A 22,898-nucleotide genomic window follows, 5' to 3' on the forward strand; every position below is an offset into this window, starting at 1 on the left:
TTGCCGCTCTTAGCTGTCGCGCTCGACCTTATGGACCAGTACCAGGATATAGGCACACACCGCGACCACGATCGGCATACAGCCCAGGGCCAGTAGCAGCGCCTTGAATTCGAACGTCTCGCGGAAAACCCATGCCGCGATCCAACACACCACCGCATTGAGAAGGGCGAAGACGAAGATCGGCGTCAGCGCCTTCTCGAATGTCAGCGTAACCTTGCCAAGCACACTTTTCGGTGGCTTGGATCTCATGATGGGTTGCCGGACGCCCGCGCCGCGGCGATCAGCGCGATCGCCTGCGCCGGATCCAGCCGGCCGTCGTAAAGCGCCCGGCCCGAGATCGCGCCGGCAAGCTTGCTCGCACGCGGACTGAGCATGGCCTTGACGTCGTCCAGCGAAGCAAGGCCGCCCGAGGCGATCACCGGAATGGAGACGCCATCGGCCAGCGCGATCGTCGCGTCCAGGTTGAGGCCCTTCAAGAGACCATCACGGGCGATGTCGGTAAAGATGATGGCGGCGACGCCCGCATCCTCGAACCGCTTGGCGATCTCCAGCGCGGTGACCTCCGACGTTTCCGCCCAGCCCTCGACGGCGACCTTGCCGTCACGCGCATCGAGGCCGACCGCAACCTTGCCCGGAAATTTCGCCGCCGCCTGTTTGACGAACGCGGGATCGCGCACCGCCGCAGTGCCGATGATCACGCGGGTAATGCCCTTCTCGAGCCAGCCCTCGACCGTTTTCATGTCGCGGATGCCGCCGCCAAGTTGCACCGGCATCGTCACGGTCTTCAGCATCGCCTCGACCGCCTGCGCGTTGACCGGCTTGCCGGCGAACGCGCCGTCGAGATCGACAACATGCAGGTACTCGAAGCCCTGGTCCTGAAACGTCCGCGCCTGGGCGGCCGGGTTGGTGTTGAACACGGTCGCGCGCGCCATGTCGCCCTGTTCGAGGCGGACGCATTCGCCGTTCTTCAGATCGATGGCCGGAAAGAGGATCACGGCTTCCACTTCAAGAAATTGGAGATCAGCGCCAGGCCGAAACGCTGGCTCTTCTCGGGGTGAAACTGGGTGCCGACCGCGGTGTCCTTGGCAACGATGGCCGTGACCGGGCCGCCATAGCTGGCGCGGGCGACGACATCGGCCTCGTTCGCCGCCTTCAGGTGATAGGAGTGCACGAAATAGGCGTGGCGTCCCTTGTCGCCGAGTGGAAGCCGCTCCAGCAGCGGATGCTCGCGCACCGGCTCCAGCGTATTCCAGCCCATGTGCGGGATCTTCAGGCTCTCGTCATTCGGCACGATCTTCTCGACGTCGCCGGCGATCCAGCCGAGCCCGTCGGTGACGACATATTCGCGGCCGCGTTCCGCCATCAGCTGCATGCCGACGCAGATGCCGAAGAACGGCCGCGCCTTGTCGCGCACCACTTCGTTCAACGCCTGCACCATGCCATCCAGTGCATCGAGCCCGTTGCGGCAATCAGCAAACGCGCCGACGCCGGGCAGCACGACGCGATCGGCGCGCCAGACCCGATCCGGATCGCGGGTGACCACGACCTGCTCCGGCTGCTCCAGCGTGCGCGCGGCGCGTTCGAACGCCTTCGCCGCCGAGTGCAGGTTGCCCGAGCCGTAATCGATGATCGCCACCGTCATCGCGATCCTCCCGGCTCCGGAAACAGCCCGATGATTCCTTGCGGCGCCGCAGGTCCTGCGGATGCTGGCCGATGCTGCGGGTACGGCGGCAACCCATCGTGCGGCGACGAGGTCTCGGCACGATCAGCCGTCCAGCGATCGAAGAAACGCCGCTCGGCGGTCTCCTCGTCGTCGGCGACCACGAAATCGATTTGCCGCCATGCGCCCCGCGAATAGCTCCAGCGCCGAAGGCTCGCCGCCTCCAATCCCATCAGCAGCGCCAGCAGGAAAAAGACCAACGAGCGGGCCGTGGCGCCGGCATTCAGCACCGACAGCATCACGCCGAGGCCGAAGCTGACCGCCAGATAGCCGATCAGGACCAGCCAAAGCCGGTGCCAGATCAGCCAAAGCGGCCCGAACACCAGGGCCCAGATGTGGAATCCGTCCCGCACGAACGTAAACCTGTCCGGTTCCTCGCCCGCCGCTGCGGGAGCATGCACTGTGTAGACCGACATCGTTCTGGTCTCCGAAGAGGCTGTCGCAGGCCGCAGCCTGGCGGCGCTTTAGTCCCTCGCGCCGGGGTCCGTCAAACCATCCTTGCCGCGCAGGGCCGGCCAAAGCCCCGACGCCGCAGGCTCCGGCCCGCGGAGGGCTGCGGGATCAATTGCCGAGCGAGCCCTTGGTGGATGGGATTTCACCGGCCGCCTGGGGATCGATCGCGACCGCCATGCGCAGCGCCCGCGCCAGACCCTTGAAGCAGGATTCGGCGATGTGATGGCCGTTCTCGCCGTACAAAGTCTCCACATGCAGGGTGATGCCGGCATTCATCGCAAATGCCTGAAACCACTCCCGCACCAGGTCGGTGTCGAACTCGCCGATCTTGTCGCGGGTGAATGCGGTCTTAAACACCAGCACCGGCCGGCCCGAAATGTCGATCACGACGCGGCTCAGCGTCTCGTCCATCGGCATATACATGGTGGCGTAGCGGTTGATGCCGCGCATGTCGCCGAGCGCCTGCTTCACCGCCTGGCCGAGCGCGATGCCGGTGTCCTCGGTGGTGTGGTGGTGATCGACATGCAGGTCGCCGTCGGCCTTCACCGTGATGTCGATGCGCGAATGGCGGGCGAGCAGATCCAGCATATGGTCGAAGAAGCCGATTCCGGTCGCGACCTTGGCCACGCCGGTCCCATCGAGGTTCACGCTGACCTCGATATCCGTCTCTTTCGTCTTGCGCTTGATCGTCGCCTTGCGCATGAAAACCGCTCTCCGTCTTCGGACACGGTGCCGGCCGAAGCCCGCTTCTTCCGCCATGTCCTTCATAAAACGGGGGTCTTTTAACAGGCGAAACCTTAATTCGCCACCACCGGACGGACCGATTCGCGACCGTTCTGACGCTATGGTGACCGGGTTTGGCGAGGCGGGCCGCCGGCCAGATTGAAACCGCGGCGGTAATCCCTAAATTGCCCGGACGCATAAGGATTCGTCATGCAGGCATCGAACTCGGCCGCGCCGGTCTGGCACGGCACCACCATTCTCACGGTCCGCAAAGGCGGCAAGGTCGTCATCGGCGGCGACGGCCAGGTCTCGATCGGCCAGACCGTCATCAAGTCGAACGCCAGGAAGGTCCGCAAACTCGGCAAGGGCGACGTGATCGGCGGCTTTGCCGGCGCCACGGCCGACGCGTTTACCTTGTTCGAACGGCTGGAAAGCAAGCTGGAACAGTATCCCGGTCAGCTCACCCGCGCCGCCGTGGAGCTTGCCAAGGACTGGCGCACCGACCGCTACCTGCGGCGGCTGGAGGCGATGATGATCGTGGCCGACAAGGACGTATCGCTGGTGCTGACCGGAACCGGCGACGTGCTCGAGCCGGAAGGCGGAGTGATGGCGATCGGCTCCGGCGGCAACTATGCGCTGGCGGCAGCCCGCGCGCTCGCCGACAGCGACAAGGATGCCGAGACGATCGTGCGCCGGGCGCTCGATATCGCCGCCGACATCTGCGTCTACACCAATCGCAACCTGACCATCGAGACCCTGACGGCGGCATGACCGATGGCGGCGACGCTCTATAGCTTTCGCCCCGTCAGCCGCGATGACTTTCCCCTGCTCGCGCGCTGGTTCACCCAACCGCACGTCAACGCATGGTGGCCTGCGGAAGGCGCCCTCGACGAGATCGCACAGGCGATGGCCGAGCCCGGCACGTGGCCCTTCATCGTTTTGCACGGCGCGCGGCCGATCGGCTATCAGCAGGTCTATGACCCCTTCGCCGAAGACGATCATCCCTACCGCGACCAACCGCAAGGCACGCTCGGCATCGATCAGTTCATCGGCGAGCCTGACATGATCGCGCGTGGTCATGGCAGCGCCTTCATCCGCATGTTCGTACGGCAACTGTTCGACGAGGGCGCACAGCGCGTGGTGACCGATCCCGATCCGGCCAATCCCCGCGCGATCCGCGCTTACGAGAAGGCGGGCTTTCGCGCCTTCGACCGTCGCACGACGATCTTCGGCGAGGTGCAGCTCATGGCCTGTGACCGGCCTGCCGCATGACCGCCATTCCACGTCCCTCGACGCGCATCACGCTTGTAATCGCGCTCGGGCTGATCGCAGCGCAGGCGATCGCGCTCTATGCGATGGGTCGGCTGCCGATCTGCGCCTGCGGCTCAGTGAAGCTGTGGCATGGCGTCGTGCAGAGTTCAGAGAACTCGCAGCACATCGCCGACTGGTATTCGTTCTCACACATCATTCACGGCTTCGTGTTTTACGCCGCAACATGGCTGATCATGCCGCGGATGTCGTGGACGGCGCGCTTGCTGATCGCGATGCTGGTCGAAGGTGGCTGGGAGCTGGTCGAGAATTCAAGCTTCATCATCGATCGCTATCGAACGGCGACCGTTTCGCTCGATTATTACGGCGATAGCATCGTCAACTCGGTCTCCGACATGCTGTTCATGGTGCTGGGCTTCCTGGTGGCGCTGAGACTGCCGGTGAAGCTCACCGTCGCGCTGGCACTGCTCATGGAGATCGGCGTCGGCCTGCACATCCGCGACAACCTGACCCTGAACGTGATCATGCTGCTCTATCCGAACGAAGCCGTCCGCCAGTGGCAGGCGGGCCCGCCGATCATCTAGTGGTTTCAGCTTCTGATTTGATCCGAACCTGACTCGGCGTTTTGACGGCGAGGCTGCCTGCAAACAGCCTCGCGCAGCTTGCCTGGCACGATGCTTTTCCAGTCACCCTGTCCATTTTTCGGACATCGCATCCTCCGTCTTGCGCAAACCACGATCCGCCAATAACTAGTCCGCATGACCGACTTTTCTCCTCGCGAAATCGTTTCCGAACTCGACCGCTTCATCGTCGGACAAGCCGACGCCAAGCGCGCCGTCTCCATCGCCTTGCGCAACCGCTGGCGACGGCTGCAGCTCGACGGTGCGCTGCGCGACGAGGTGTTGCCGAAAAACATCCTGATGATCGGGCCGACCGGCGTCGGCAAAACCGAAATTTCCCGCCGGCTCGCGAAACTTGCCGGGGCGCCGTTCATCAAGGTCGAGGCGACGAAGTTTACCGAGGTCGGCTATGTCGGACGCGACGTCGAGCAGATCGTGCGCGATCTGGTGGAAGTGGGCATCGCACTGACTCGCGAACGCAAACGCAAGGACGTCAAGGTGCGCGCCGAGGCCGCGGCCGAGGAGCGCGTGCTCGATGCCTTGGTCGGCCCGGGTTCGAGCCCGGCGACCCGCGACTCTTTCCGCCGCAAGCTGCGCGCCGGCGAGCTCAACGACAAGGAAATCGAAATCGAGACTCAGGCCTCGAGCGGCATGCCGACGTTCGAGATCCCCGGCATGCCTGGAGCCCAGATCGGCGCGATCTCGATCGGCGATATCTTCGGCAAGCTCGGCGGCGGACGCACCAAGACACGGCGCATCACCGTTGCGGATTCGCACGAGATTCTCGTTGCCGAGGAATCCGACAAGCTATTGGACACCGACCAGCTCGTGCAGGAGGCGATCCAGACGGTCGAGAACAACGGCATCGTCTTCCTCGACGAGATCGACAAGATCTGCGCCCGCGACGGCCGCGTCGGCGGCGACGTGTCGCGCGAAGGCGTGCAACGCGACCTGCTGCCGCTGATCGAAGGCACCACCGTCACCACCAAGCATGGCGCGGTGAAGACCGACCACATCCTGTTCATCGCCTCCGGCGCCTTCCACATCGCCAAGCCCTCCGACCTGCTGCCGGAGCTGCAAGGCCGGCTGCCGATCCGGGTCGAACTGCAGGCGCTGACCCGCGACGATTTCCGCCGCATCCTCACCGAGCCGGAGGCATCGCTGATCAAGCAGTATGTGGCGCTGATGCAGACCGAAGGCGTGAACCTCGAATTCGCCGACGATGCGATCGACGCGATCGCCGACGTCGCGGTCGCGGTCAACTCCACGGTGGAAAACATCGGCGCGCGGCGTTTACAGACGGTGATGGAACGCGTGCTGGACGAGATCTCATTCTCGGCTCCCGACCGCACCGGCGAAACCGTCCGGATCGACGCCGCTTACGTGAACAAGCATGTCGGCGACCTGGCAAAGAACACCGACCTCAGCCGGTTCATTCTCTGACACGCTGCATCCGCCGTTCAGATCGTACGCGGATCCATCCGCGCATCGCGTCGCGACATACCATCCGGATCATGTCAGCGCGCCCGACGCAGCCGCACATAAAGCGCGCCTTCGCCGCCATGGCCGATGTGCGCTTCTTCGAAACCGACGACGAGACTGCGCAGCTCCGGCAGGCTCATCCAAAGCGGCACCTGGCGTCGCAAGACACCTTCCGACGCCGGACTCCGGCCCTTGCCGGTGATGATCAGCACGAAGGTCGCGCCGTCGCCGTGCGCGCGATGCAGGAAGGCGATCAGCGCGCGATGGGCCACCGCCTGGGTCATGCCGTGCAGATCGATCCGCGCGTCGATCGGCTTGCGGCCCTTGGCGAGCTTCGAACGTTCGCGACGGCCGAGCGGCGCAAGCGGCGGCGGCGATTTCGCCGGCGCAGGCTCCGGCTTGATGACGAGCTTTGCCGCCGGACGCGGCTTTGTTGGCGGCTTCAGCGCAGGCGCCTCTCCGCCTTCAGCGTGCTTTGCGGACGCGGGCCGCATGCGACGCAGCGGCTTTGCAGACTTTGCAACCGATTGCCACAGCACCTGCTCTTCCTCGCTGAGGACACGCTTGCGCCGCGACGGCGGCGAGGACGGAGATTTTATCATCGGCGGTAACGGCGGCCGCTCTTTCGGCGAGGCTGCGGAATGTCGGGCCGCGCCTGCGGCATCGGTATGACCGCTGGGGCGGCTGCAGCTGCGGTCCTGTCGTTCGCAGACATGGCCGCGGCCGGCTTGCCCTGATCCTTAGCCGGCGGGATCTTGGGTCCCTCCTTGGAAGGATCCTTCGGAGCATCGTTCGCGGTTTCTTTGCTCGGCGTCGCAGGCTCGCCGCCTCCTGCCTTGGATTCCTTTGCCGTCACAGAGCCGGTATTCTTCGGCTCCTGCGCCCCATTCTTGTCTGGCGGAAACAGCTTGGCGATCTTCGCGGACGGCCGCGCTTCCGGAAGCAGCATCCGCTTTCCGGCGGCAACCGGATCGAGGCTCTTGGGCACCAGCATCACGAACCGGGCCCCCTGCTTCAGCCGCCCGGAAATGCGCCCCGCCTCGACACCCGCGCCGAAATAGATGTCTGCCCGCGCCGGCCCGATGATCGCCGAGCCGGTGTCTTGCGAGATCATCAGCCGGCGAAACGGCGTCTGCGCCTTTTCCGATTCGATCGGCAGGTTGCCTTCGATGAAGAACGGCGTGCCATAGACGTGCAGGAAGCGATCGACGGCGATCGAGCGGCCCGCAGTGAGCGGAATGCCCTGCGCACCGACGGCTTCGTCCTTGTCGGACAGCTGGACCTCGCGGAAGAAAACGTACGCCTTGTTCTGCCGCCGCAGCTCCTTGGCCGCTTCCGGATTCGCATCCATGTAGTCGCGGATGCGCTGCATCGACATCTCTTCACGCGGCACGATGTTGCGATCGATCAAGACCCGGCCCACCGGCGTATAGGCCTGTCCGTTGTGCGAATCATAGTTGAGGCGGACGGTCGATCCGTCCTCCAGCTTGATCCGCGCCGAGCCCTGAATCTGCATGAACAGCAGATCCGTGTAGCTCTTCACATAGCAGATCTCCAAGCCGCGGCCGGAAAGAATGCCGTCCTCGATCTCTGCGCGGTCGTAATAGGGTACAAGCTTGCGGCGGCCGATCTTGCGGAAGACCTCGCCCTTGTTGGGGAGACTGCCGGCATCCTGCGTATAGCCGCGCACGAACAGGTTCGACGGCCGGCGATAGACCGGGACCGGATACTGTTCACTGTAGGTGCGCGAGCCGTCGAGCACCGGCTCGTAGTATCCGGTGACGAAGCCTTCCGGCTCACCAAGACGGGAGATGCGGACCGGGACGAAATGCCCTTCGAAAAACGTGCGCGCCTGCTCCTTGGTCCGCACCCGCACTGTCCGAGCGGCATGGCACGGATCACGCAGCGAAAGGCCGAGCGCCTTCTGAGCTTGCGCGGATGAATTGCGCGGGATCGTCGCCGAGATCGGTTTACAGCTCGCGAGGAAGGTCTGGAATGCGGCGAGCTGGTCGTCGTCGCTCCAGCCGGGGATATCAGCCCACCGCAGCGGCTCGTACTGCCCGCCCGAAATTTCGATCGGCATCGGCGCGCCGCCACGCTGCGCGTGGGCATTCGACGGAGCGAATAAAAAGCCGCACGACAACACGCCGAGCCCGCAAAGCCACGCGAGCCAACGAGGTGATGCCTTACTGCCCGCCTTCTGTGCCAACCAATTTCCAGTTCGGATCGCGCGACCCCATATCACGGGAGAACGTCCAGACATCGGTGACATCGGTGATCGCTTCCGCGTTTCCGTCGACGACCGCGCCCGCCTTGTCGCGCGTCACCGAAATCATCTGCGAAATAAACCGCACCGTGAGGCTGGCGACCCGGCCGCGCGCATCAGCGCTGACGATCTCCGCCTTCTCGATCCCGACGAACTTGCGGTCGATCCGCTCGCCCCGCTGCTCGCGGTCACGAATGGCGCCGTCGAAGCTCTCGAACACCTCGGCCGAAAGCAGATCCTTCAAAGTCCGCCGGTCCCCCTGGGCGAACGCCATCACGATCATCTCGTAGGCGCCCTTGGCGCCTGACAGGAAATGTTTCGGATCGAACGAGGAGTCTTCCTTCGCCACCGCATCCAGCCCGCGCGCCAGATCGGAACCGGGCTCAGCCGTTCCCTTCCAGCGTTCGCCGGCCGGCACCGGGTCTGCCGGCGCAAGCGGCGCCTGATCGATGATCGTTCCCGGAATGGGAACAACGTTGTCGTTGCGGCCGGCATCGCCACGGCCCTGCAGCACGTCGCGCGAGGCACGGTCAGGAGCGCGGTCGTAAGGCTGCCGTTCACTGCCCGTGCGCTGTCCGAGAACACTGCGCAGCCGCAGGAAGATGAAGACGGCCAACGCCAAGAAAATGATCGTGTAGATATCCACGTCGCGTGCACCCTTTAGATCGGCACTGCGCCTGCCTCCGCAGACGTGCAGGCCGCTTCGGACCACCTGCCGCGCATCCATGTAAGCCCGAACCGCAACAGAGCCAACCCCGGTAAGCGGCTATTGGTTCATATCGGCCGCGCAAATTGACGCGTTTTTCAGCGTTCCGACGGCGATCAGTCTATCTCCAGCCCGGCATGACGGCCAATTCTGCCTAATTCTAGACGATCCGATGGCCTCGGCCAACCTTTTGCGCGCCGTTTCAAGGCTCCGTCCTTGTCCATGACCGGAGGCCTATGATAGCCACACGCCGCGAAACAGGGGCTTTTGCCCGCAGGAGATACAGCATGACCAACGGCAACGGCTCCCCGCCGGACGACGCGCAACTGCCCCAGCTCAATGTGATGGTGCAGTACACCAAGGATCTGTCGTTCGAGAACCCCAACGCGCCTCGTTCCCTGGGTCCGCAACAGCAGCAGCCGGCGATCAACATCCAGATCAATGTCGGCGCGAATGCGATCGCCGAGCAGGACTACGAAGTGACCCTGTCGATCGAGGGCAAGGCCGAAATCGACAACACCGTGCTGTTCAATTTCGAACTGGCCTACGCGGGTGTGTTTCGCATCCAGAACGTGCCGCCGGAGAATCTGCATCCGGTCGTCATGATCGAATGCCCGCGCCTGCTGTTTCCGTTCGCGCGGGAGATCATCGCCACGGCCGTCCGCGACGGCGGCTTCCCGCCGCTGCTGCTCGACCCGGTCGATTTCGTCGGCCTGTATCGGCAGAATCTTGCCAATCAAGCGACGCAGCAGCAGCCGAGCTGACCACCCGACATAAGCTAGAGCAGATAAAACCAATGGCCCGGCCGAACCTCGACCGGGCCATTATGATTTCTTCGAACCCTTAATCCATTTCGCTCGAAAACACCCTTGGCGTTTCCCAGCGGAAAATCAGACCGCCTAGAGCGCGATGAGATCGGGATGAATCATCCTCGCGCCTTAGCTATTGTTTAAGCATGATCTTTTCGGAAAACCGCTTCGCACTTTTCCGGATCATGCTCCAGGGCGATACCGCCGTTAACGTCCCGGTAACTTTGCCGCGGAAGCCAGCCTCACGACGCTGCCGGCTCGGCCCGGAATTCATTCCAGAGCGCCTGCTCGCCCAAGCTTTCGATGAAGCTCTTGTGAGCTGCCAGTTCGTCCGCATGCAATCGCGGCGCAAGGGGAATCTCGCGCTGACGCCGCGGCGCGTCGGCCTGATTGTAGCTGCGGATCTGGCTCTGCTCCGCCAGAATGAGCTGCGACTGCCGCGCACCAATCAGATCGATATACACCTCGGCAAGCAGCTCAGCGTCGAGCAATGCGCCGTGTTTGGTGCGGCGCGAGTTGTCGATCGCATAGCGCGAGCAGAGATCGTCCAGCCGGTTGGACACGCCAGGATGCTTTCGCCGCGCCAGCAGCAGCGTATCGACCAGCCGCTCACGCGGAATCGGCCGGTGCGATACCCGCTCCAGCTCCGCGTTGATGAAGCCGATGTCGAACGAGGCGTTGTGAATCACCAGCGGCGCATCGCCGATGAAGGCGAGGAACTCCTCCACCACCGCCGGAAACAACGGCTTGTCCGACAGGAATTCGGTCGACAGGCCGTGAACGTCGAAGGCTTCCTTCGGCATCTCCCGTTCCGGGTTGATGTAGCGATGGAAGGTCTGGCCCGTCGGCATGCGATTGAAAATCTCGACGCAGCCGATCTCCACGAGCCTGTCGCCGCGCAGCGGATCGAGTCCTGTCGTTTCAGTATCGAGAACGATTTCGCGCATGCTGGTCGAAAATGCCTTTCAGAGCCCAAATCGGTGCCGATACCGGTACCGACTGGGCACCGAATCACGGCCTTCGGCGGGGCATTCTAACGACTTCGGCCAGGATGTCGCGGATGCGCAGGCGCACCGGCTCGATACCATTCGACGTATCCACGACAAAGTCGGCCCGTTTGCGCTTTTCCGCATCGGGCATCTGCCGGGCGAGAATGGCGTCGAGCTTCTCCTGCGTCATGTTTTCACGCGCCAGCACCCGTTCCCGCTGGACATCGGCGGGAGCGGAAACGACGACGATCGCATCGACGCGCTTTTCGCCGCCGGTCTCGAACAGCAACGGCACGTCCAGCACCACCACCGGCGCACCGGCTTTCTCCGCATCGTCAAGGAACTGCTGACGATGTGCGCCCAGCATCGGATGGACGATCGATTCGAGCTTCTTCAATGCTTCAGGATTGCCCAGCACCTTGGCCGAGAGCTTCTGCCGGTCCACCTTGCCATCGGCTGTGGTGCCGGGAAAAGCCGCTTCCACCACCGGCACGGCCGCGCCGGAATAAATGGCATGGACCGCCGCATCGGCATCGTAAACCGGAACGCCCGCGTCCGCGAAAAGCTGCATGGTGGTCGATTTGCCCATTCCGATCGACCCGGTCAGTCCAATCACTTGCATGCGGCTGTCGTGCCTTTCCTGCTTTCTGACTCGTTATTCCACAACCAGGCGAGCATGGCGCAGGAACGCCAGCAAGGGCAACAGCGGCAGACCGAGTATCGTAAAATGATCGCCTTCGATGCGCTCGAACAGATGCGAGCCGAGACCCTCAAGCTGATAGGCGCCGACGCTGGTCGTCACCGCATCGCCTGCGGCATCGAGATAAGTCCGGATCGACTCGCTGCTCAGCGGCCGCATGGTCATGCGCGCGACCGAAACGTCTTCAAACAGGATCTCGCCATCCTTCGCGACGGCAAGAGCCGAATACAATTCGTGCGTGCCACCGGCGAGTTCGCGGAGCTGATCCGCAGCCTGCGCCCGCCCCTTCGGCTTGCTGAACAGCCTGCCTCGCAGCGACAAGGTCTGATCGGCCCCGAGGACATAACGTCCAGGCCGTTGCGCGGCCACATGCGCAGCCTTGGATCGCGCCAGCAGCGCCGCGATGGCCGACGGGTCCGATAATTCTGATCGAGCCTGGATGTCGCGTTCGTCAATGTCGGCGGGAATGGCCTCGTAGACGATGCCCGCGGCTTGCAACAACGCCTGTCGCGACTTGCTTTGCGAGGCGAGTATCAACGGCTCGGCTGCGATCCACAATGTCATTGCGCTCCCCGGTGACGCTGGCGATCCGAGAGCAGCTTCATGATCGCCGCCGCAGTCTCTTCAATCGAGCGGCGGGTGACATCGAGCTGCGCCCAGCCGTACTTCACGCTGAGCTTTCGCGCAAACATCACCTCGTCGGTCACTGCCTCCCTATCCACATAGGCATCGCTGCTCACCGGGCCTGCTCCGAGACCAAGCAAGCGATTCTGCCGCACCTGGATCAAACGCTCCGGCGTCGCATGGAGGCTGACCACCAGCGGATGCGTCAACGTCTCCAATTCCGATGGAATCGGAATGCCAGGGACCAAGGGAACGTTGGCGGTACGGATTCCGCGATTGGCAAGATAGATCGATGTCGGCGTCTTCGAGGTTCGCGACACGCCGACGAGAACGATGTCCGCTTCCTCCAAGCCTTCGGTATGCTGACCGTCATCGTGCAGCATCGTGTAGTTCAGCGCATCGATCCGCTTGAAGTATTCCGCATTCAGCACGTGTTGCGCGCCGACCCGATGCGAGGTCTCGGCACCGAGATACGCCTGGAACAGCTGCAGCACGGGACCGATGATCGAGAGGCTCGGAATGTTCATCTCCGAACATTTCTGCTCGAGCTCTTTCACCAGTTCCTCGTCAAGCAGCGTGAACAGAACAATGCCCGGCGATTCCTCGATTTCCGACAGCACCCGATCGAGCTGCTTGTGGCTGCGCACCAGCGGATAGACGTGCTCGATCGGCGTGACATTGGCATACTGGGCCGCCACGGCCCGCGCCACGGTGATCAATGTCTCACCGGTCGAATCCGAGACCATGTGCAAATGAAAGTAACTGCCGGACTGGATTGTCATGCGCGCAAGCGATCCTGGCGATCCAACCTGTCCAGCCCCTCATGACTGTCATGCGAGCCTGGGGGAATCTGTGAATTGCTGTTGAGCACAGCACGCCCTTCCACCTGCATAAGACGTCGGCCGGGATAAGCGACGGATTCGTTCACAGACTGCCTTTCGGGACAAACTTCCACCGGTTCAGGCATGATAGTGAGGTTATGTGGACTTGTCTCTTGATATTCGAAGTGCCAATGCGAGTTGTATCGGCAGGACAGGCCTTATTTGCCGTCGAACCAGCCGTGTTGACTATGGGCACAAGGCACTGGGGATGTGGACAGCGGCGGGATAACGGTTGAGCTTCGATTCATGAGTCAAACCCACGCTCAAACAGCTACCAACTAGAATCTAGACATAGATAGATTTAAGAGAAGGTTGATCGAGGAGAGACCGTGACCAACCCCCTTCTTCAAGTTCTTGACGGACAGCGGATCGAGCCACCGCCTGTTTGGATGATGCGCCAGGCCGGACGCTATCTGCCGGAGTATCGTCAGCTTCGCGAACAAGCTGGCTCCTTCCTGAAGCTGTGCTTTACGCCGGAGTTTGCCGCCGAGGTAACCCTGCAACCGATCCGCAGGTTCCATTTCGACGGTGCGATTTTGTTTTCCGATATTCTGGTCATCCCGCATGCGCTCGGACAAACCGTTCGGTTCGAGGCTGGAGAAGGCCCGCGACTCGATCCACTGACCAGCGAACAGGCGATCGACCGATTGCCGCTCGCGGTGGATCAGGCCATCCTGGCGCCGATCTATCAGACGATCAAAACCGTCAAGCCGCAACTGGACGCGAAAACGGCGCTGCTCGGATTTTGTGGCGCGCCGTGGACGGTTGCGACCTACATGATCGCGGGTCAGGGGACCAGCGATCAGGCGCCAGCGCGGCTTTTCGCCTATGAGAAACCGAAGGCTTTCGCGAGGCTGATCGATCGGCTGGTCGAAAACTCGATCGTCTATCTGACGAAGCAGTTCGAGGCCGGCGTCGATGCGGTTCAGCTGTTCGACACATGGGCTGGCGTGTTGCCGCCTGAGGAATTCACGCGCTGGTGCATCGAGCCGGCCGCGCGCATCGTTGATGGGCTGCGGCGTCATCGTCCCGGTGCGCGGGTGATCGGTTTTCCGCGAGGCGCCGGCGCCATGCTGGCCGACTACGTGAAGACCGTGCCAGTGAATGCGGTGAGCGTCGACTGGATGGCCGATCGCGCGTTCGTTCGGGAAAGGATCCAGAGCCGCGTCGCCGTCCAAGGAAACCTTGATCCGCTGGCGCTGCTGGCCGGAGGTGATGCGCTCGACCGGGCGGTCGATTCGATTCTGCAGGACTTCCGCGACGGACCGTTCATCTTCAATCTTGGACACGGGATTTTGCCGTCGACGCCGATCGCTCACGTCGAACGAATGCTGGCGCGGGTGCGGGGCGGCTGACGCGCCAACGTGGCGCGGCGTCCGATTCGGGTTTTTCAATCGGCCATAAGCTGATACGTCAACTCATGCGTCCTGGCGGACGTATCTGGGAGACCGTCATGCTCTACGAGTGGGTGAAAGCATTCCACGTCATTGCCGTCATCTCCTGGATGGCAGGGATGCTCTATCTGCCGCGCCTGTTCGTCTATCATTGCGAGGCGGAAGTCGGCTCGAAGCAGTCGGAAACCTTCAAGCTGATGGAGCGGAAGCTCCTCAAGGTGATCATCAACCCGGCGATGATCCTGACCTGGGTGCTGGGGCTTTGGCTGGTCTATGAGGGCGGATGGCACAAGGCGGGCTGGTTTCAGACCAAGTTCGTGTTGGTGCTGATTCTCTCCGCCCTGCATGGCATGTTGACGCGCTACTGGCGGGATTTCGCCAACGACCGGAATACCAAGAGCCAACGATTCTTTCGTATTATCAATGAAGTACCGGCCATTTTGATGGTCGGCATCGTCATTCTGGTGATCGTCAAGCCGTTTTAGGCCGCGCCGCAAACGGGTTCGTGGCATCTTGCGGAAGGGCCGGCGGTTTAATATATTTTCGACGTATCCCACCGAACGCAGGCGGATGTGGCGTGGTCCTTCTCTCATGAGGACTGGCAGCCGCATCAGGTTTTAGGCCCTTTCGGCGCTGATCACCTCATAAGACCTGATCTGAAAAGTCTGAACACTAGACGACCCGCATCCCCAAACTGCGACCCTCCCTCCTCTCTCCGCGCGCTGAATCGATGGTTCGACACAACCGGGCGCTCAAAAATCTCCACAGGACTACCCAATGCCTGAAATGAAACTCCAGGACCTCAAGGCTAAATCTCCCGCCGAACTCGTCTCGTTCGCGGAAGAGTCCGGGGTCGAAAATGCCTCGACGATGCGCAAGCAGGAGCTGATGTTTGCGATCCTGAAGCAGCTTGCAATCCAGGAAATCGATATCATCGGCGAAGGCGTCGTCGAAGTGCTGCCGGATGGCTTCGGCTTCCTCCGCTCGCCGGATGCGAATTACCTGCCCGGCCCCGACGATATCTACGTTTCGCCGTCGCAGATTCGCCGCTTCGGTCTGCGCACCGGAGACACGCTCGATGGCCAGATCCGCTCGCCGAAGGAAGGCGAACGCTATTTCGCGCTGCTTAAGGTCAACTCGCTGAATTTCGAGGACCCGGAGAAATCCCGCCATAAGGTCAACTTCGACAACCTTACGCCGCTCTATCCGGACGAGCGGTTGCGGATGGAACACGACGACCCGACCAAGAAGGATTTGTCGGCCCGCGTGATCGACATCGTTGCGCCGATCGGCAAGGGCCAGCGCGCACTGATCGTTTCGCCGCCGCGGACCGGCAAGACCGTGCTGCTGCAGAACATCGCACATGCGATCACCGCCAATCATCCCGAATGCTACCTGATCGTTCTTCTGATCGACGAACGGCCGGAAGAAGTCACGGACATGCAGCGTTCGGTGAAGGGCGAAGTCGTATCATCGACCTTCGACGAACCGGCAACGCGGCACGTGGCCGTGGCGGAAATGGTGATCGAGAAGGCCAAGCGCCTGGTCGAACACGGCCGCGACGTGGTGATCCTGCTCGATTCGATCACTCGCCTCGGCCGCGCCTACAACACCGTGGTCCCGTCATCGGGCAAGGTGCTGACCGGCGGCGTCGATGCGAACGCATTGCAGCGGCCGAAACGCTTCTTCGGTGCAGCGCGCAACATCGAGGAAGGCGGTTCGCTGACCATCATCGCCACCGCGCTGATCGACACCGGCAGCCGCATGGACGAAGTGATCTTCGAAGAGTTCAAGGGCACCGGTAACTCGGAGCTGATCCTCGATCGTAAGGTTGCCGACAAGCGCACCTTCCCGGCCATCGACATCACCCGTTCCGGCACCCGCAAGGAAGAGCTTCTCACCGATCCGCAGCAGCTCAAGAAGATGTATGTGCTGCGCCGCATCCTCAATCCGATGGGGACGATGGATGCGATCGACTTCCTGCTCGACAAGCTGCGCAACACCAAGACGAACGCCGAGTTCTTCGATTCGATGAACACCTGATGCGATGTCGAGCCAACGGATGCCCGGGGCTCGATTGCAGATCGTGGTTTGAAAGATGGTGTCATGCGGGTGTGCCTGACACCATTTTTTTGAGCGCGTCCGCCTCAGTCACGGGAAGCGAACAGGTCTGACCGCGACAGACGAAGGCTGCGGCATCGGGCGTCGTCTCGAGCTTCGCGCGCGCCGGATGGTCGGTTGCAAGCGCGTCGGCATTGGCCGCGTGCAGCACGATGCGGTTGGCATGCGGCAGCTTTCGCGCGGCCTGCAGCAGTGCGTCAGCGTGTGGACCTTCGCCGGTGATGACGATCTCGGCTGCGGTGAGACGCATATCGAGCGCGTTGAGCAACGAAAGGTGTCCGAACAGATTGTCGCTCGCACGCGGCAGGATCGCGTCGAACATGGCATCGGCCTTTGCCAGCCATTGCCGGTCGCCGGATAGTGCGCTCAGCCGGATCAGGTTTTGTGCGATCAGGCCATTGTGGTTGGGGATCGCATCATCGACAGTGGAATGCGGACGGATGATCAGCCCTTCCGCATCGTCCGCGGTGAGATAATAGCCGCCGTGCTCGGGATCGGCATGATGTGCATCGAGCGCGGTCTGCCAGGCGAGGGCCTGCTCCAGATAGACGCTTTCGCCGGTCGTTTCGTGCAGGGCGAGTGCGGCGCGACCCATGGCCGCATAGTCGGAAGCGAGCCCCGGAAACAGCAGCCCCCCTGCTCGCCAGGAATGGCCCAGCCGGCGGCCGCGCGCCATATTGTTTCGGATGAAGGCGAAGGCAGCCTTGGCATCGTCCAGCCAGTCGGCCTGATCGAAAGCTGCGGCGCCATTGGCGAGGGCTGCGATCGTCAGGCCGTTCCAGTCCGCCAGGATTTTGTCGTCCAGGCCGGGACGTACCCGCATGCTGCGCCTTTGCTGCAGCACAGACCGCAGCATGGCCAACCGGCCCGCCTCCTCCTCGGTGTCGCTCAAACCGTTGAGGCGATTGAGAATGTTGTGCCCTTCGAAGTTTCCGCCAGCCGTGACATCGTATTTTGCAGCAAAAAGCGCAGCATCAGCCGCGAGCGCATCTTCGATCTCGGCCAGCGACCAGACGTAGAACTTCCCCTCCTCGCCTTCGGAATCGGCATCCAGCGATGAGGAGAAGCCGCCGTCCGGGGTGGTCATCTCCCGGCGCAGCCAGCCGACCGTTTCGGCCGCCCGCTCGCGGTAGAGCGGATTTTGCGTCTGCGCATAGTCCAGCGCCAGCAGATCGAGGATCTGGGCATTGTCATAGAGCATTTTCTCGAAATGCGGGACGAGCCATTGCTCATCGACCGAATAACGGGCGTAGCCGCCGCCAAGGTGATCGTAGATGCCGCCCTGGCTCATCTGGGTCAGCGCCAACTCGGCCGTCTGGAAGAAGCGCGCATCGCCCGAGCGTACCCCAGCCCGCCAGAGGAACTCGAGCATCGTGCATTGTGGAAATTTGGGCGCACCACGCAAGCCGCCGTGGGTCGGATCGGTTGCCCGCGCAATCGATGTCGCGATGTTGGTGAGCTCGTTCGGGCCGAGGCCGACGGCGCTGGTCGCCTCGCCGCGATGCTTCAGCCGCGCCACCAGCGCGCGCCGGTTCTGGTCGATCTTCGCCGGCTGGGTGCGGAAGACAGCCTCGACCTCCCGCAGCACATCGACGAAAGCGGCTCGGCCATATTGGGCTTGCTTTGGAAAATAGGTCCCGCCCCAGAACGGCTCACCCTCTGGGGTCAGGAACATGGTGAGCGGCCAGCCGCCCTGCTCGCCAAGATGATGCAGCGCACTCATGTAGATCTGGTCGATATCGGGCCGCTCTTCTCGATCGACCTTGATGTTCACGAACAGCGTGTTCATCACCGCGGCGGTAGCTTCGTCTTCGAAGCTCTCATGCGCCATCACATGGCACCAATGGCAGGCCGCGTAGCCGACCGACAGCAGGATCGGCTTGTTCAGCCGTTTTGCCTCCGCCAGCGCCGCCGGCCCCCAGGGCCACCAGTCCACCGGATTGCCCTTATGCTGCAGCAGGTAGGGGCTGGTTTCTGCAGCAAGCCGGTTATTGTGCGTCGCAATATGACTCATGGCGGAACTTTCTGGTGTTTCGACGGTCTATCCGGGCCGGTTCCCCGCCCCGGTGCCTGCTCCGCCACGGCGGATTAGGCCACGGACCAAGCTGCTCCGGCAATCGCTGAGGTAACTCTTAGCAGGCTCGGGAGGGTCCTGATCATGGACGATCCATTTCGCCGGCCGACGTTCGGTTCTGCGCTTTTCTATCGAAATCCATCGGCGGCGCTGGACTGGCTGGAAAGCGCCTTCGGCTTCAGACGGACGATGGTGATAACCGATAAGGAGGGCCGCCTCGCCCACGCCGAGATGGCCTTCGGCGATGGATATATCATGGTCGGTTCGGAGTGGACGGACTATGCGGCGAGCCCAGCCTCCACGGGCGGCAAGACCACACAATCGATTCATGTTCGCCTGATCGACGGCCTCGACGACCACTGCATTCGGGCACGCGCCGCCGGCGCGGTGATCCTGCGTGAACCTGCGGACGAGTTCTACGGCGATCGTGTTTACGTGGCGCGCGATCCGGAAGGTCACGTCTGGAGCTTCGGTCAGGCGATGAAGATCGTCTCACGCGAGGATGCGGAGGCGGCGAGCGGGCTGGTTATCGACGGCTGGCCTGCGGCTTGATCGGCAACGCTTGCAAATTCGCAAGCGACGGCGTTGATGATCCTGCTCGCAGTCGGAAGATTGCGGGCCGAGCATTGCACGATCTTTGAGAGCCGATGTCCCACGACACGATCTTTGCGTTGTCCTCAGGCCGGCCGCCGGCGGCGATCGCCGTTGTTCGAATCTCCGGGCCGGCGGCATCCGCGGTCGTGCAGCGGCTGTGCGGCGTCGTGCCGAAGCCGCGCGTCGCCACGCTGGCAGTGCTGCAGCGTGCCGATGGCTCGCCGATCGATGAGGCGGTGGNGTTGTGGTTTCCGGCACCGCACAGCGCGACCGGAGAAGATGTTTGCGAGCTGCAAGTGCATGGAAGCCGCGCTGTGCTCGCGGCGATTTTCGAAGAGCTTGCGAAGACCGACGCGGTGCGTCCGGCAGAGCCGGGAGAGTTCACGCGCCGTGCATTCGAGAACGGCAAGCTCGATCTGACGGAGGCTGAAGGCCTCGACGATCTGATTCACGCGGATACAGAAGCGCAACGGCGGCAGGCGTTTCGTCAATTGCAGGGGCTGCTCGGCCACCGTGCGCAGGACTGGCGCGAGCGTATCATCGCAGCGTCCGCGCTGGTGGAAGCCGGGATCGATTTCTCCGATGAGGGCGATGTGCCTCAAGAGCTGATTGCGCCGGCGGTGCGCGAGATTGTCGCCTTGCGCGAAGAGATCGGGCAAACGCTGTCGGCATCGTCGCGCAGCGAACGGCTGCGCGATGGCCTTGTTGTCGCGATCGCAGGACCGCCGAACGCGGGCAAGTCGACATTGCTGAATCGTTTGGCGCGGCGCGAGGCGGCGATCGTGTCGCCGCACGCGGGAACGACGCGCGACGTGATCGAAGTACATCTCGATCTCGATGGCTATCCGGTGATCCTGCTCGATACCGCCGGCATTCGCGACACCAACGATCCGGTGGAGGAGGAGGGCGTGCGCCGCGCGCGCGAGCGGGCCGCGCACGCAGACCTGGTGCTATGGCTCGCGGATGCTTCGAGGGACGAGCAGGGGCCGCCGCCGTCTTTTGGAGAGGGAACGCCGGTCTGGCGGGTTGCCAACAAGAGCGATTTGCTGGCAGGCGTCCGCGCGAGCGATTTAGCGACGCACGAAGGCGGCCGCTTGTTCCGAATCTCGGCAGAGCAGGGGACCGGCGTAGCGGCATTGACCGACGCGGTTGGTGCGTTTGCCGCCGATTATTTTGGTGCCGGGGAAGCTGGTTTGGTGACGCGGGAACGACAGCGCCGTCTGCTGGAAGCGGCGGTGCTTGCGCTGCGACAGGCGGAACACTTGAAAGCAGGTCCGGAGGAGCTGCTTGCGGAGGAACTTCGGATTGCGGCCCATGCGTTGGGGCGGCTGCTGGGCCGGGTGGATGTCGAGGACATTCTCGATTTGATCTTTCGACAATTTTGTATCGGAAAGTGAAATAAGAAATATTTATTTATTCACTTCTATGTTTCACGTGAAACGATACTTCGGTTACTGAGGCTCGATTTCGTATTTCAGGCTTTGACCTGGAGCGCGGGTGCGCGTAGAAGGCTGTGGATAAACCCAAGCGTTTCAAATGGATCAGTCCCGCTTCGACGTCATCGTGATTGGCGGCGGCCACGCCGGCTGTGAAGCTGCGGCCGCAGCCGCCCGCATGGGCGCGAAGACTGCCCTGCTGACCCATCAGTTTGCCACGATTGGCGCCATGTCCTGCAATCCGGCGATCGGCGGTCTCGGCAAGGGCCACCTGGTCCGCGAGGTTGATGCGCTCGACGGGCTGATGGGTCGGGTGGCGGATCAGGGTGGCATCCAGTTCCGCCTCCTCAACCGGCGCAAGGGACCTGCGGTTCGCGGTCCACGGGCGCAAGCAGACCGGAAGCTCTATGCCGCCGCGATGCAGACGGCGATCCGCGAGACCGAGAACCTGACTGTCGTCGAGGGCGAAGCGGAAGCCTTGCTTGTTTCACGTGAAACACTGCAAGGCGTCCGCCTTACGGACGGCCGTGTCCTTCATGCGGGTGCCGTGGTCATTACTACGGGAACGTTCCTGCGCGGATTGATTCATCTCGGCGAGAAGACCTGGCCCGCCGGTCGCGTCGGCGAGGCGCCGTCACTCGGCCTGTCGCAATCGTTTGAGCAGCTGGGTTTCACGCTCGGCCGCCTGAAGACCGGCACTCCGCCACGTCTCGACGGGACGACCATCGACTGGAGTGCAGTTGAAATGCAGCCCGGCGACGATCCGCCGGAGCCATTCTCCGTTTTGACCGATCGAATTACGACACCGCAGATCCAGTGCGGCATCACCCGGACGACCAATGCCACGCATGAGGTGATCCGGGCCAATGTCCATCGCTCGCCGATGTATTCCGGTCAGATCCAGAGCCGGGGTCCGCGCTATTGTCCGTCAATCGAGGACAAGATCGTCCGGTTCGGCGATCGGGACGGTCATCAGATCTTCCTGGAGCCGGAGGGGCTGGAGGATACGACGGTCTATCCGAATGGTATCTCGACCTCATTGCCTGAAGAGACCCAGCTCGCGATCCTGAAGACCATTCCGGGGCTTGCGAACACCCGCATGGTTCGGCCGGGCTATGCGATCGAGTACGATCACATCGATCCCCGTGAACTCGGTCCTTCGTTAGAGACCAAGCGCCTGCGCGGGTTGTTCTTGGCGGGGCAGATCAACGGCACCACCGGATACGAGGAAGCGGCCGCGCAGGGGATCGTCGCCGGCATCAATGCCGCGCTACGGGCTTCTGGCGGGGAGGTAACGGTGTTCGATCGCGCCCATGGCTATCTCGGGGTGATGATCGACGATCTCGTGACCCGCGGAATCAGCGAGCCGTACCGAATGTTCACCTCCCGCGCGGAATATCGGCTGACTTTGCGCGCCGACAATGCGGATCAGCGTCTGACCGGGCGGGGCATCGAACTCGGCTGCGTCGGTTCGCGCCGTGCGGCGTTTCACGGGAAAAAGATGCAGGCGCTCGCGGCGGCAAAGGCGCTGGCGCTTGGTTTGTCGGTCACGCCGAATGAGGCTGGCCGCCACGGGCTGACCCTGAACCGGGATGGCCAGCGGCGGACGGCGTTCGAGCTCCTGGCCTATCCGGACATTGGTCTCACTGATCTCGCGCGGGTCTGGCCGGAGCTCGGCGCGCTCGATCCGATCATTGCCGGACATCTGGAGATCGAAGCAAAGTACGACGTCTATGTCGCGCGCCAGGCTGCCGATATGGAAGCGCTGCGTCGGGATGAGAATCTCAAGCTTGGCGAGGGGATCGATTACGCCACCGTGCGGGGACTTTCGAATGAAGTCCGGCAGCGGCTGGAGGCGGCGCGTCCCGCCACCATCGGTCAGGCCTCCCGCATGGACGGCATGACTCCGGCGGCGTTGACGCTGCTGATCGCGCATCTGCGCCGGGCGTCGCGCGATCGCAGCGCGCGAACAGCAGTTTGAGTCGGGAAGCTGGCTCGTCGGAATGTCCGAGCCGCGATGGAATCCTCGAGACGATC

The 22,898-nt window shown here is 62.8% G+C and carries 24 protein-coding genes; 11 read left to right on the forward strand and 13 right to left on the reverse strand.

The window, feature by feature from the left end:
* Window positions 1-9: 9 nt before the first annotated feature.
* The 5 genes from X566_RS08645 to hisB form a co-directional block, all read right to left on the reverse strand.
* The gene (locus X566_RS08645) at window positions 10-249 is read right to left on the reverse strand and encodes a hypothetical protein (RefSeq protein ID WP_051443963.1); all 240 of its coding nucleotides are present in this window, start codon (window positions 247-249) and stop codon (window positions 10-12) included.
* Complete coding sequence (hisA, locus tag X566_RS08650; protein ID WP_173402567.1) at window positions 246-1,004, reverse strand: 1-(5-phosphoribosyl)-5-[(5-phosphoribosylamino)methylideneamino]imidazole-4-carboxamide isomerase; 759 nt, start codon at window positions 1,002-1,004, stop codon at window positions 246-248. The genes X566_RS08645 and hisA overlap by 4 nt, the downstream gene beginning before the upstream one ends.
* Window positions 992-1,642 (reverse strand): imidazole glycerol phosphate synthase subunit HisH, encoded by a 651-nt coding sequence (hisH, locus tag X566_RS08655; RefSeq protein ID WP_034465264.1) that lies wholly within the window; start codon window positions 1,640-1,642, stop codon window positions 992-994. Before hisH ends, hisA begins: the two co-directional genes overlap by 13 nt.
* The gene (locus X566_RS08660; protein ID WP_034465267.1) at window positions 1,639-2,136 is read right to left on the reverse strand and encodes a DUF2628 domain-containing protein; all 498 of its coding nucleotides are present in this window, start codon (window positions 2,134-2,136) and stop codon (window positions 1,639-1,641) included. The genes hisH and X566_RS08660 overlap by 4 nt, the downstream gene beginning before the upstream one ends.
* Window positions 2,137-2,281: 145 nt before the next feature.
* On the reverse strand, window positions 2,282-2,875 hold the full coding sequence (hisB, locus tag X566_RS08665) for an imidazoleglycerol-phosphate dehydratase HisB (RefSeq protein WP_034465269.1): 594 nt from the start codon (window positions 2,873-2,875) through the stop codon (window positions 2,282-2,284).
* Window positions 2,876-3,106: 231 nt separating this feature from the next.
* Here hisB and hslV point away from each other — a divergent pair, with 231 nt between their 5' ends.
* The 4 genes from hslV to hslU all read left to right on the forward strand — a co-directional run bounded on the left by hslV (window position 3,107) and on the right by hslU (window position 6,228).
* A complete protein-coding gene (hslV, locus tag X566_RS08670) occupies window positions 3,107-3,667 on the forward strand; it encodes an ATP-dependent protease subunit HslV (protein WP_034465271.1) in 561 nt (186 codons plus the stop codon).
* 3 nt (window positions 3,668-3,670) lie between these two features.
* Complete coding sequence (locus tag X566_RS08675; protein WP_034465272.1) at window positions 3,671-4,168, forward strand: GNAT family N-acetyltransferase; 498 nt, start codon at window positions 3,671-3,673, stop codon at window positions 4,166-4,168.
* Complete coding sequence (locus tag X566_RS08680) at window positions 4,165-4,749, forward strand: DUF2585 domain-containing protein (protein ID WP_034465274.1); 585 nt, start codon at window positions 4,165-4,167, stop codon at window positions 4,747-4,749. The genes X566_RS08675 and X566_RS08680 overlap by 4 nt, the downstream gene beginning before the upstream one ends.
* Window positions 4,750-4,923: 174 nt before the next feature.
* Window positions 4,924-6,228 carry an ATP-dependent protease ATPase subunit HslU gene (gene hslU, locus X566_RS08685; RefSeq protein ID WP_034465276.1) on the forward strand — a complete coding sequence of 435 codons (1,305 nt, stop codon included), beginning with the start codon at window positions 4,924-4,926 and terminating at the stop codon, window positions 6,226-6,228.
* Between the two features lie 74 nt (window positions 6,229-6,302).
* On the opposite strand, the gene X566_RS08690 is transcribed toward hslU, so the two are convergent.
* The 3 genes from X566_RS08690 to X566_RS08700 all read right to left on the reverse strand — a co-directional run bounded on the left by X566_RS08690 (window position 6,303) and on the right by X566_RS08700 (window position 9,179).
* On the reverse strand, window positions 6,303-6,869 hold the full coding sequence (locus X566_RS08690; protein ID WP_034465277.1) for a Smr/MutS family protein: 567 nt from the start codon (window positions 6,867-6,869) through the stop codon (window positions 6,303-6,305).
* Window positions 6,866-8,350, reverse strand: coding sequence for a murein transglycosylase A (locus tag X566_RS08695; RefSeq protein WP_034468215.1), 1,485 nt, complete (start codon window positions 8,348-8,350; stop codon window positions 6,866-6,868). The genes X566_RS08690 and X566_RS08695 overlap by 4 nt, the downstream gene beginning before the upstream one ends.
* Before the next feature lie 103 nt (window positions 8,351-8,453).
* Window positions 8,454-9,179: a Tim44/TimA family putative adaptor protein gene (locus X566_RS08700; protein WP_034468216.1), complete on the reverse strand. Its 726-nt coding sequence runs from the start codon at window positions 9,177-9,179 to the stop codon at window positions 8,454-8,456.
* A 347-nt stretch (window positions 9,180-9,526) separates the two neighbouring features.
* On the opposite strand from X566_RS08700, the gene secB reads away from it, so the two are divergent.
* Window positions 9,527-10,003 carry a protein-export chaperone SecB gene (gene secB, locus X566_RS08705; RefSeq protein ID WP_034465278.1) on the forward strand — a complete coding sequence of 159 codons (477 nt, stop codon included), beginning with the start codon at window positions 9,527-9,529 and terminating at the stop codon, window positions 10,001-10,003.
* A 287-nt stretch (window positions 10,004-10,290) separates the two neighbouring features.
* On the opposite strand, the gene dnaQ is transcribed toward secB, so the two are convergent.
* From dnaQ to X566_RS08725, 4 genes are all read right to left on the reverse strand, one after another.
* Window positions 10,291-10,995 (reverse strand): DNA polymerase III subunit epsilon, encoded by a 705-nt coding sequence (gene dnaQ / locus X566_RS08710; RefSeq protein WP_034465280.1) that lies wholly within the window; start codon window positions 10,993-10,995, stop codon window positions 10,291-10,293.
* Window positions 10,996-11,059: 64 nt separating this feature from the next.
* Complete coding sequence (gene coaE, locus X566_RS08715) at window positions 11,060-11,659, reverse strand: dephospho-CoA kinase (RefSeq protein ID WP_034465282.1); 600 nt, start codon at window positions 11,657-11,659, stop codon at window positions 11,060-11,062.
* Window positions 11,660-11,692: 33 nt separating this feature from the next.
* Window positions 11,693-12,301 carry a nucleoside triphosphate pyrophosphatase gene (locus X566_RS08720; protein WP_034465283.1) on the reverse strand — a complete coding sequence of 203 codons (609 nt, stop codon included), beginning with the start codon at window positions 12,299-12,301 and terminating at the stop codon, window positions 11,693-11,695.
* Window positions 12,298-13,143: a pyruvate, water dikinase regulatory protein gene (locus tag X566_RS08725; RefSeq protein WP_034465285.1), complete on the reverse strand. Its 846-nt coding sequence runs from the start codon at window positions 13,141-13,143 to the stop codon at window positions 12,298-12,300. The genes X566_RS08720 and X566_RS08725 overlap by 4 nt, the downstream gene beginning before the upstream one ends.
* 488 nt (window positions 13,144-13,631) lie before the next feature.
* On the opposite strand from X566_RS08725, the gene hemE reads away from it, so the two are divergent.
* The 3 genes from hemE (at window position 13,632) to rho (ending at window position 16,679) form a co-directional block, all read left to right on the forward strand.
* The gene (hemE, locus tag X566_RS08730; RefSeq protein WP_409337829.1) at window positions 13,632-14,597 is read left to right on the forward strand and encodes a uroporphyrinogen decarboxylase; all 966 of its coding nucleotides are present in this window, start codon (window positions 13,632-13,634) and stop codon (window positions 14,595-14,597) included.
* A 98-nt stretch (window positions 14,598-14,695) separates the two neighbouring features.
* On the forward strand, window positions 14,696-15,121 hold the full coding sequence (hemJ, locus tag X566_RS08735) for a protoporphyrinogen oxidase HemJ (protein ID WP_034468217.1): 426 nt from the start codon (window positions 14,696-14,698) through the stop codon (window positions 15,119-15,121).
* Between the two features lie 292 nt (window positions 15,122-15,413).
* Window positions 15,414-16,679 carry a transcription termination factor Rho gene (gene rho, locus X566_RS08740; protein WP_034465289.1) on the forward strand — a complete coding sequence of 422 codons (1,266 nt, stop codon included), beginning with the start codon at window positions 15,414-15,416 and terminating at the stop codon, window positions 16,677-16,679.
* Between the two features lie 61 nt (window positions 16,680-16,740).
* Here the strand turns inward: rho and X566_RS08745 are convergent, their stop codons facing one another.
* Window positions 16,741-18,771 (reverse strand): thioredoxin domain-containing protein, encoded by a 2,031-nt coding sequence (locus X566_RS08745; RefSeq protein WP_034465291.1) that lies wholly within the window; start codon window positions 18,769-18,771, stop codon window positions 16,741-16,743.
* Window positions 18,772-18,915: 144 nt separating this feature from the next.
* Between X566_RS08745 and X566_RS08750 the strand changes: the two genes are divergently transcribed.
* The 3 genes from X566_RS08750 to mnmG all read left to right on the forward strand — a co-directional run bounded on the left by X566_RS08750 (window position 18,916) and on the right by mnmG (window position 22,842).
* Complete coding sequence (locus tag X566_RS08750) at window positions 18,916-19,383, forward strand: VOC family protein (protein WP_034465293.1); 468 nt, start codon at window positions 18,916-18,918, stop codon at window positions 19,381-19,383.
* A 95-nt stretch (window positions 19,384-19,478) separates the two neighbouring features.
* Window positions 19,479-20,822: a tRNA uridine-5-carboxymethylaminomethyl(34) synthesis GTPase MnmE gene (gene mnmE, locus X566_RS08755; protein ID WP_034465295.1), complete on the forward strand. Its 1,344-nt coding sequence runs from the start codon at window positions 19,479-19,481 to the stop codon at window positions 20,820-20,822.
* 139 nt (window positions 20,823-20,961) lie between these two features.
* A complete protein-coding gene (mnmG, locus tag X566_RS08760) occupies window positions 20,962-22,842 on the forward strand; it encodes a tRNA uridine-5-carboxymethylaminomethyl(34) synthesis enzyme MnmG (protein WP_034465297.1) in 1,881 nt (626 codons plus the stop codon).
* Window positions 22,843-22,898 lie beyond the last annotated feature (56 nt).

It is taken from the genome of Afipia sp. P52-10 (assembly GCF_000516555.1).
GTDB lineage: Bacteria > Pseudomonadota > Alphaproteobacteria > Rhizobiales > Xanthobacteraceae > P52-10.

Bases quoted from the DNA above. Each gene is read 5' to 3' on its own strand.
- hslU (WP_034465276.1), top strand. From the start codon at position 4,924: ATGACCGACTTTTCTCCTCGCGAAATCGTTTCCGAACTCGACCGCTTC.
- X566_RS08645 (WP_051443963.1), bottom strand. From the start codon at position 249: ATGAGATCCAAGCCACCGAAAAGTGTGCTTGGCAAGGTTACGCTGACA.
- X566_RS08720 (WP_034465283.1), bottom strand. From the start codon at position 12,301: ATGACATTGTGGATCGCAGCCGAGCCGTTGATACTCGCCTCGCAAAGC.
- rho (WP_034465289.1), top strand. From the start codon at position 15,414: ATGCCTGAAATGAAACTCCAGGACCTCAAGGCTAAATCTCCCGCCGAA.
- hemE (WP_409337829.1), top strand. From the start codon at position 13,632: ATGATGCGCCAGGCCGGACGCTATCTGCCGGAGTATCGTCAGCTTCGC.
- X566_RS08690 (WP_034465277.1), bottom strand. From the start codon at position 6,869: ATGATAAAATCTCCGTCCTCGCCGCCGTCGCGGCGCAAGCGTGTCCTC.
- coaE (WP_034465282.1), bottom strand. From the start codon at position 11,659: ATGCAAGTGATTGGACTGACCGGGTCGATCGGAATGGGCAAATCGACC.
- X566_RS08680 (WP_034465274.1), top strand. From the start codon at position 4,165: ATGACCGCCATTCCACGTCCCTCGACGCGCATCACGCTTGTAATCGCG.
- X566_RS08660 (WP_034465267.1), bottom strand. From the start codon at position 2,136: ATGTCGGTCTACACAGTGCATGCTCCCGCAGCGGCGGGCGAGGAACCG.
- hisB (WP_034465269.1), bottom strand. From the start codon at position 2,875: ATGCGCAAGGCGACGATCAAGCGCAAGACGAAAGAGACGGATATCGAG.
- hemJ (WP_034468217.1), top strand. From the start codon at position 14,696: ATGCTCTACGAGTGGGTGAAAGCATTCCACGTCATTGCCGTCATCTCC.
- dnaQ (WP_034465280.1), bottom strand. From the start codon at position 10,995: ATGCGCGAAATCGTTCTCGATACTGAAACGACAGGACTCGATCCGCTG.
- X566_RS08695 (WP_034468215.1), bottom strand. From the start codon at position 8,350: ATGCCGATCGAAATTTCGGGCGGGCAGTACGAGCCGCTGCGGTGGGCT.
- X566_RS08750 (WP_034465293.1), top strand. From the start codon at position 18,916: ATGGACGATCCATTTCGCCGGCCGACGTTCGGTTCTGCGCTTTTCTAT.
- mnmG (WP_034465297.1), top strand. From the start codon at position 20,962: ATGGATCAGTCCCGCTTCGACGTCATCGTGATTGGCGGCGGCCACGCC.
- X566_RS08675 (WP_034465272.1), top strand. From the start codon at position 3,671: ATGGCGGCGACGCTCTATAGCTTTCGCCCCGTCAGCCGCGATGACTTT.
- X566_RS08725 (WP_034465285.1), bottom strand. From the start codon at position 13,143: ATGACAATCCAGTCCGGCAGTTACTTTCATTTGCACATGGTCTCGGAT.
- hslV (WP_034465271.1), top strand. From the start codon at position 3,107: ATGCAGGCATCGAACTCGGCCGCGCCGGTCTGGCACGGCACCACCATT.
- secB (WP_034465278.1), top strand. From the start codon at position 9,527: ATGACCAACGGCAACGGCTCCCCGCCGGACGACGCGCAACTGCCCCAG.
- hisH (WP_034465264.1), bottom strand. From the start codon at position 1,642: ATGACGGTGGCGATCATCGATTACGGCTCGGGCAACCTGCACTCGGCG.
- X566_RS08745 (WP_034465291.1), bottom strand. From the start codon at position 18,771: ATGAGTCATATTGCGACGCACAATAACCGGCTTGCTGCAGAAACCAGC.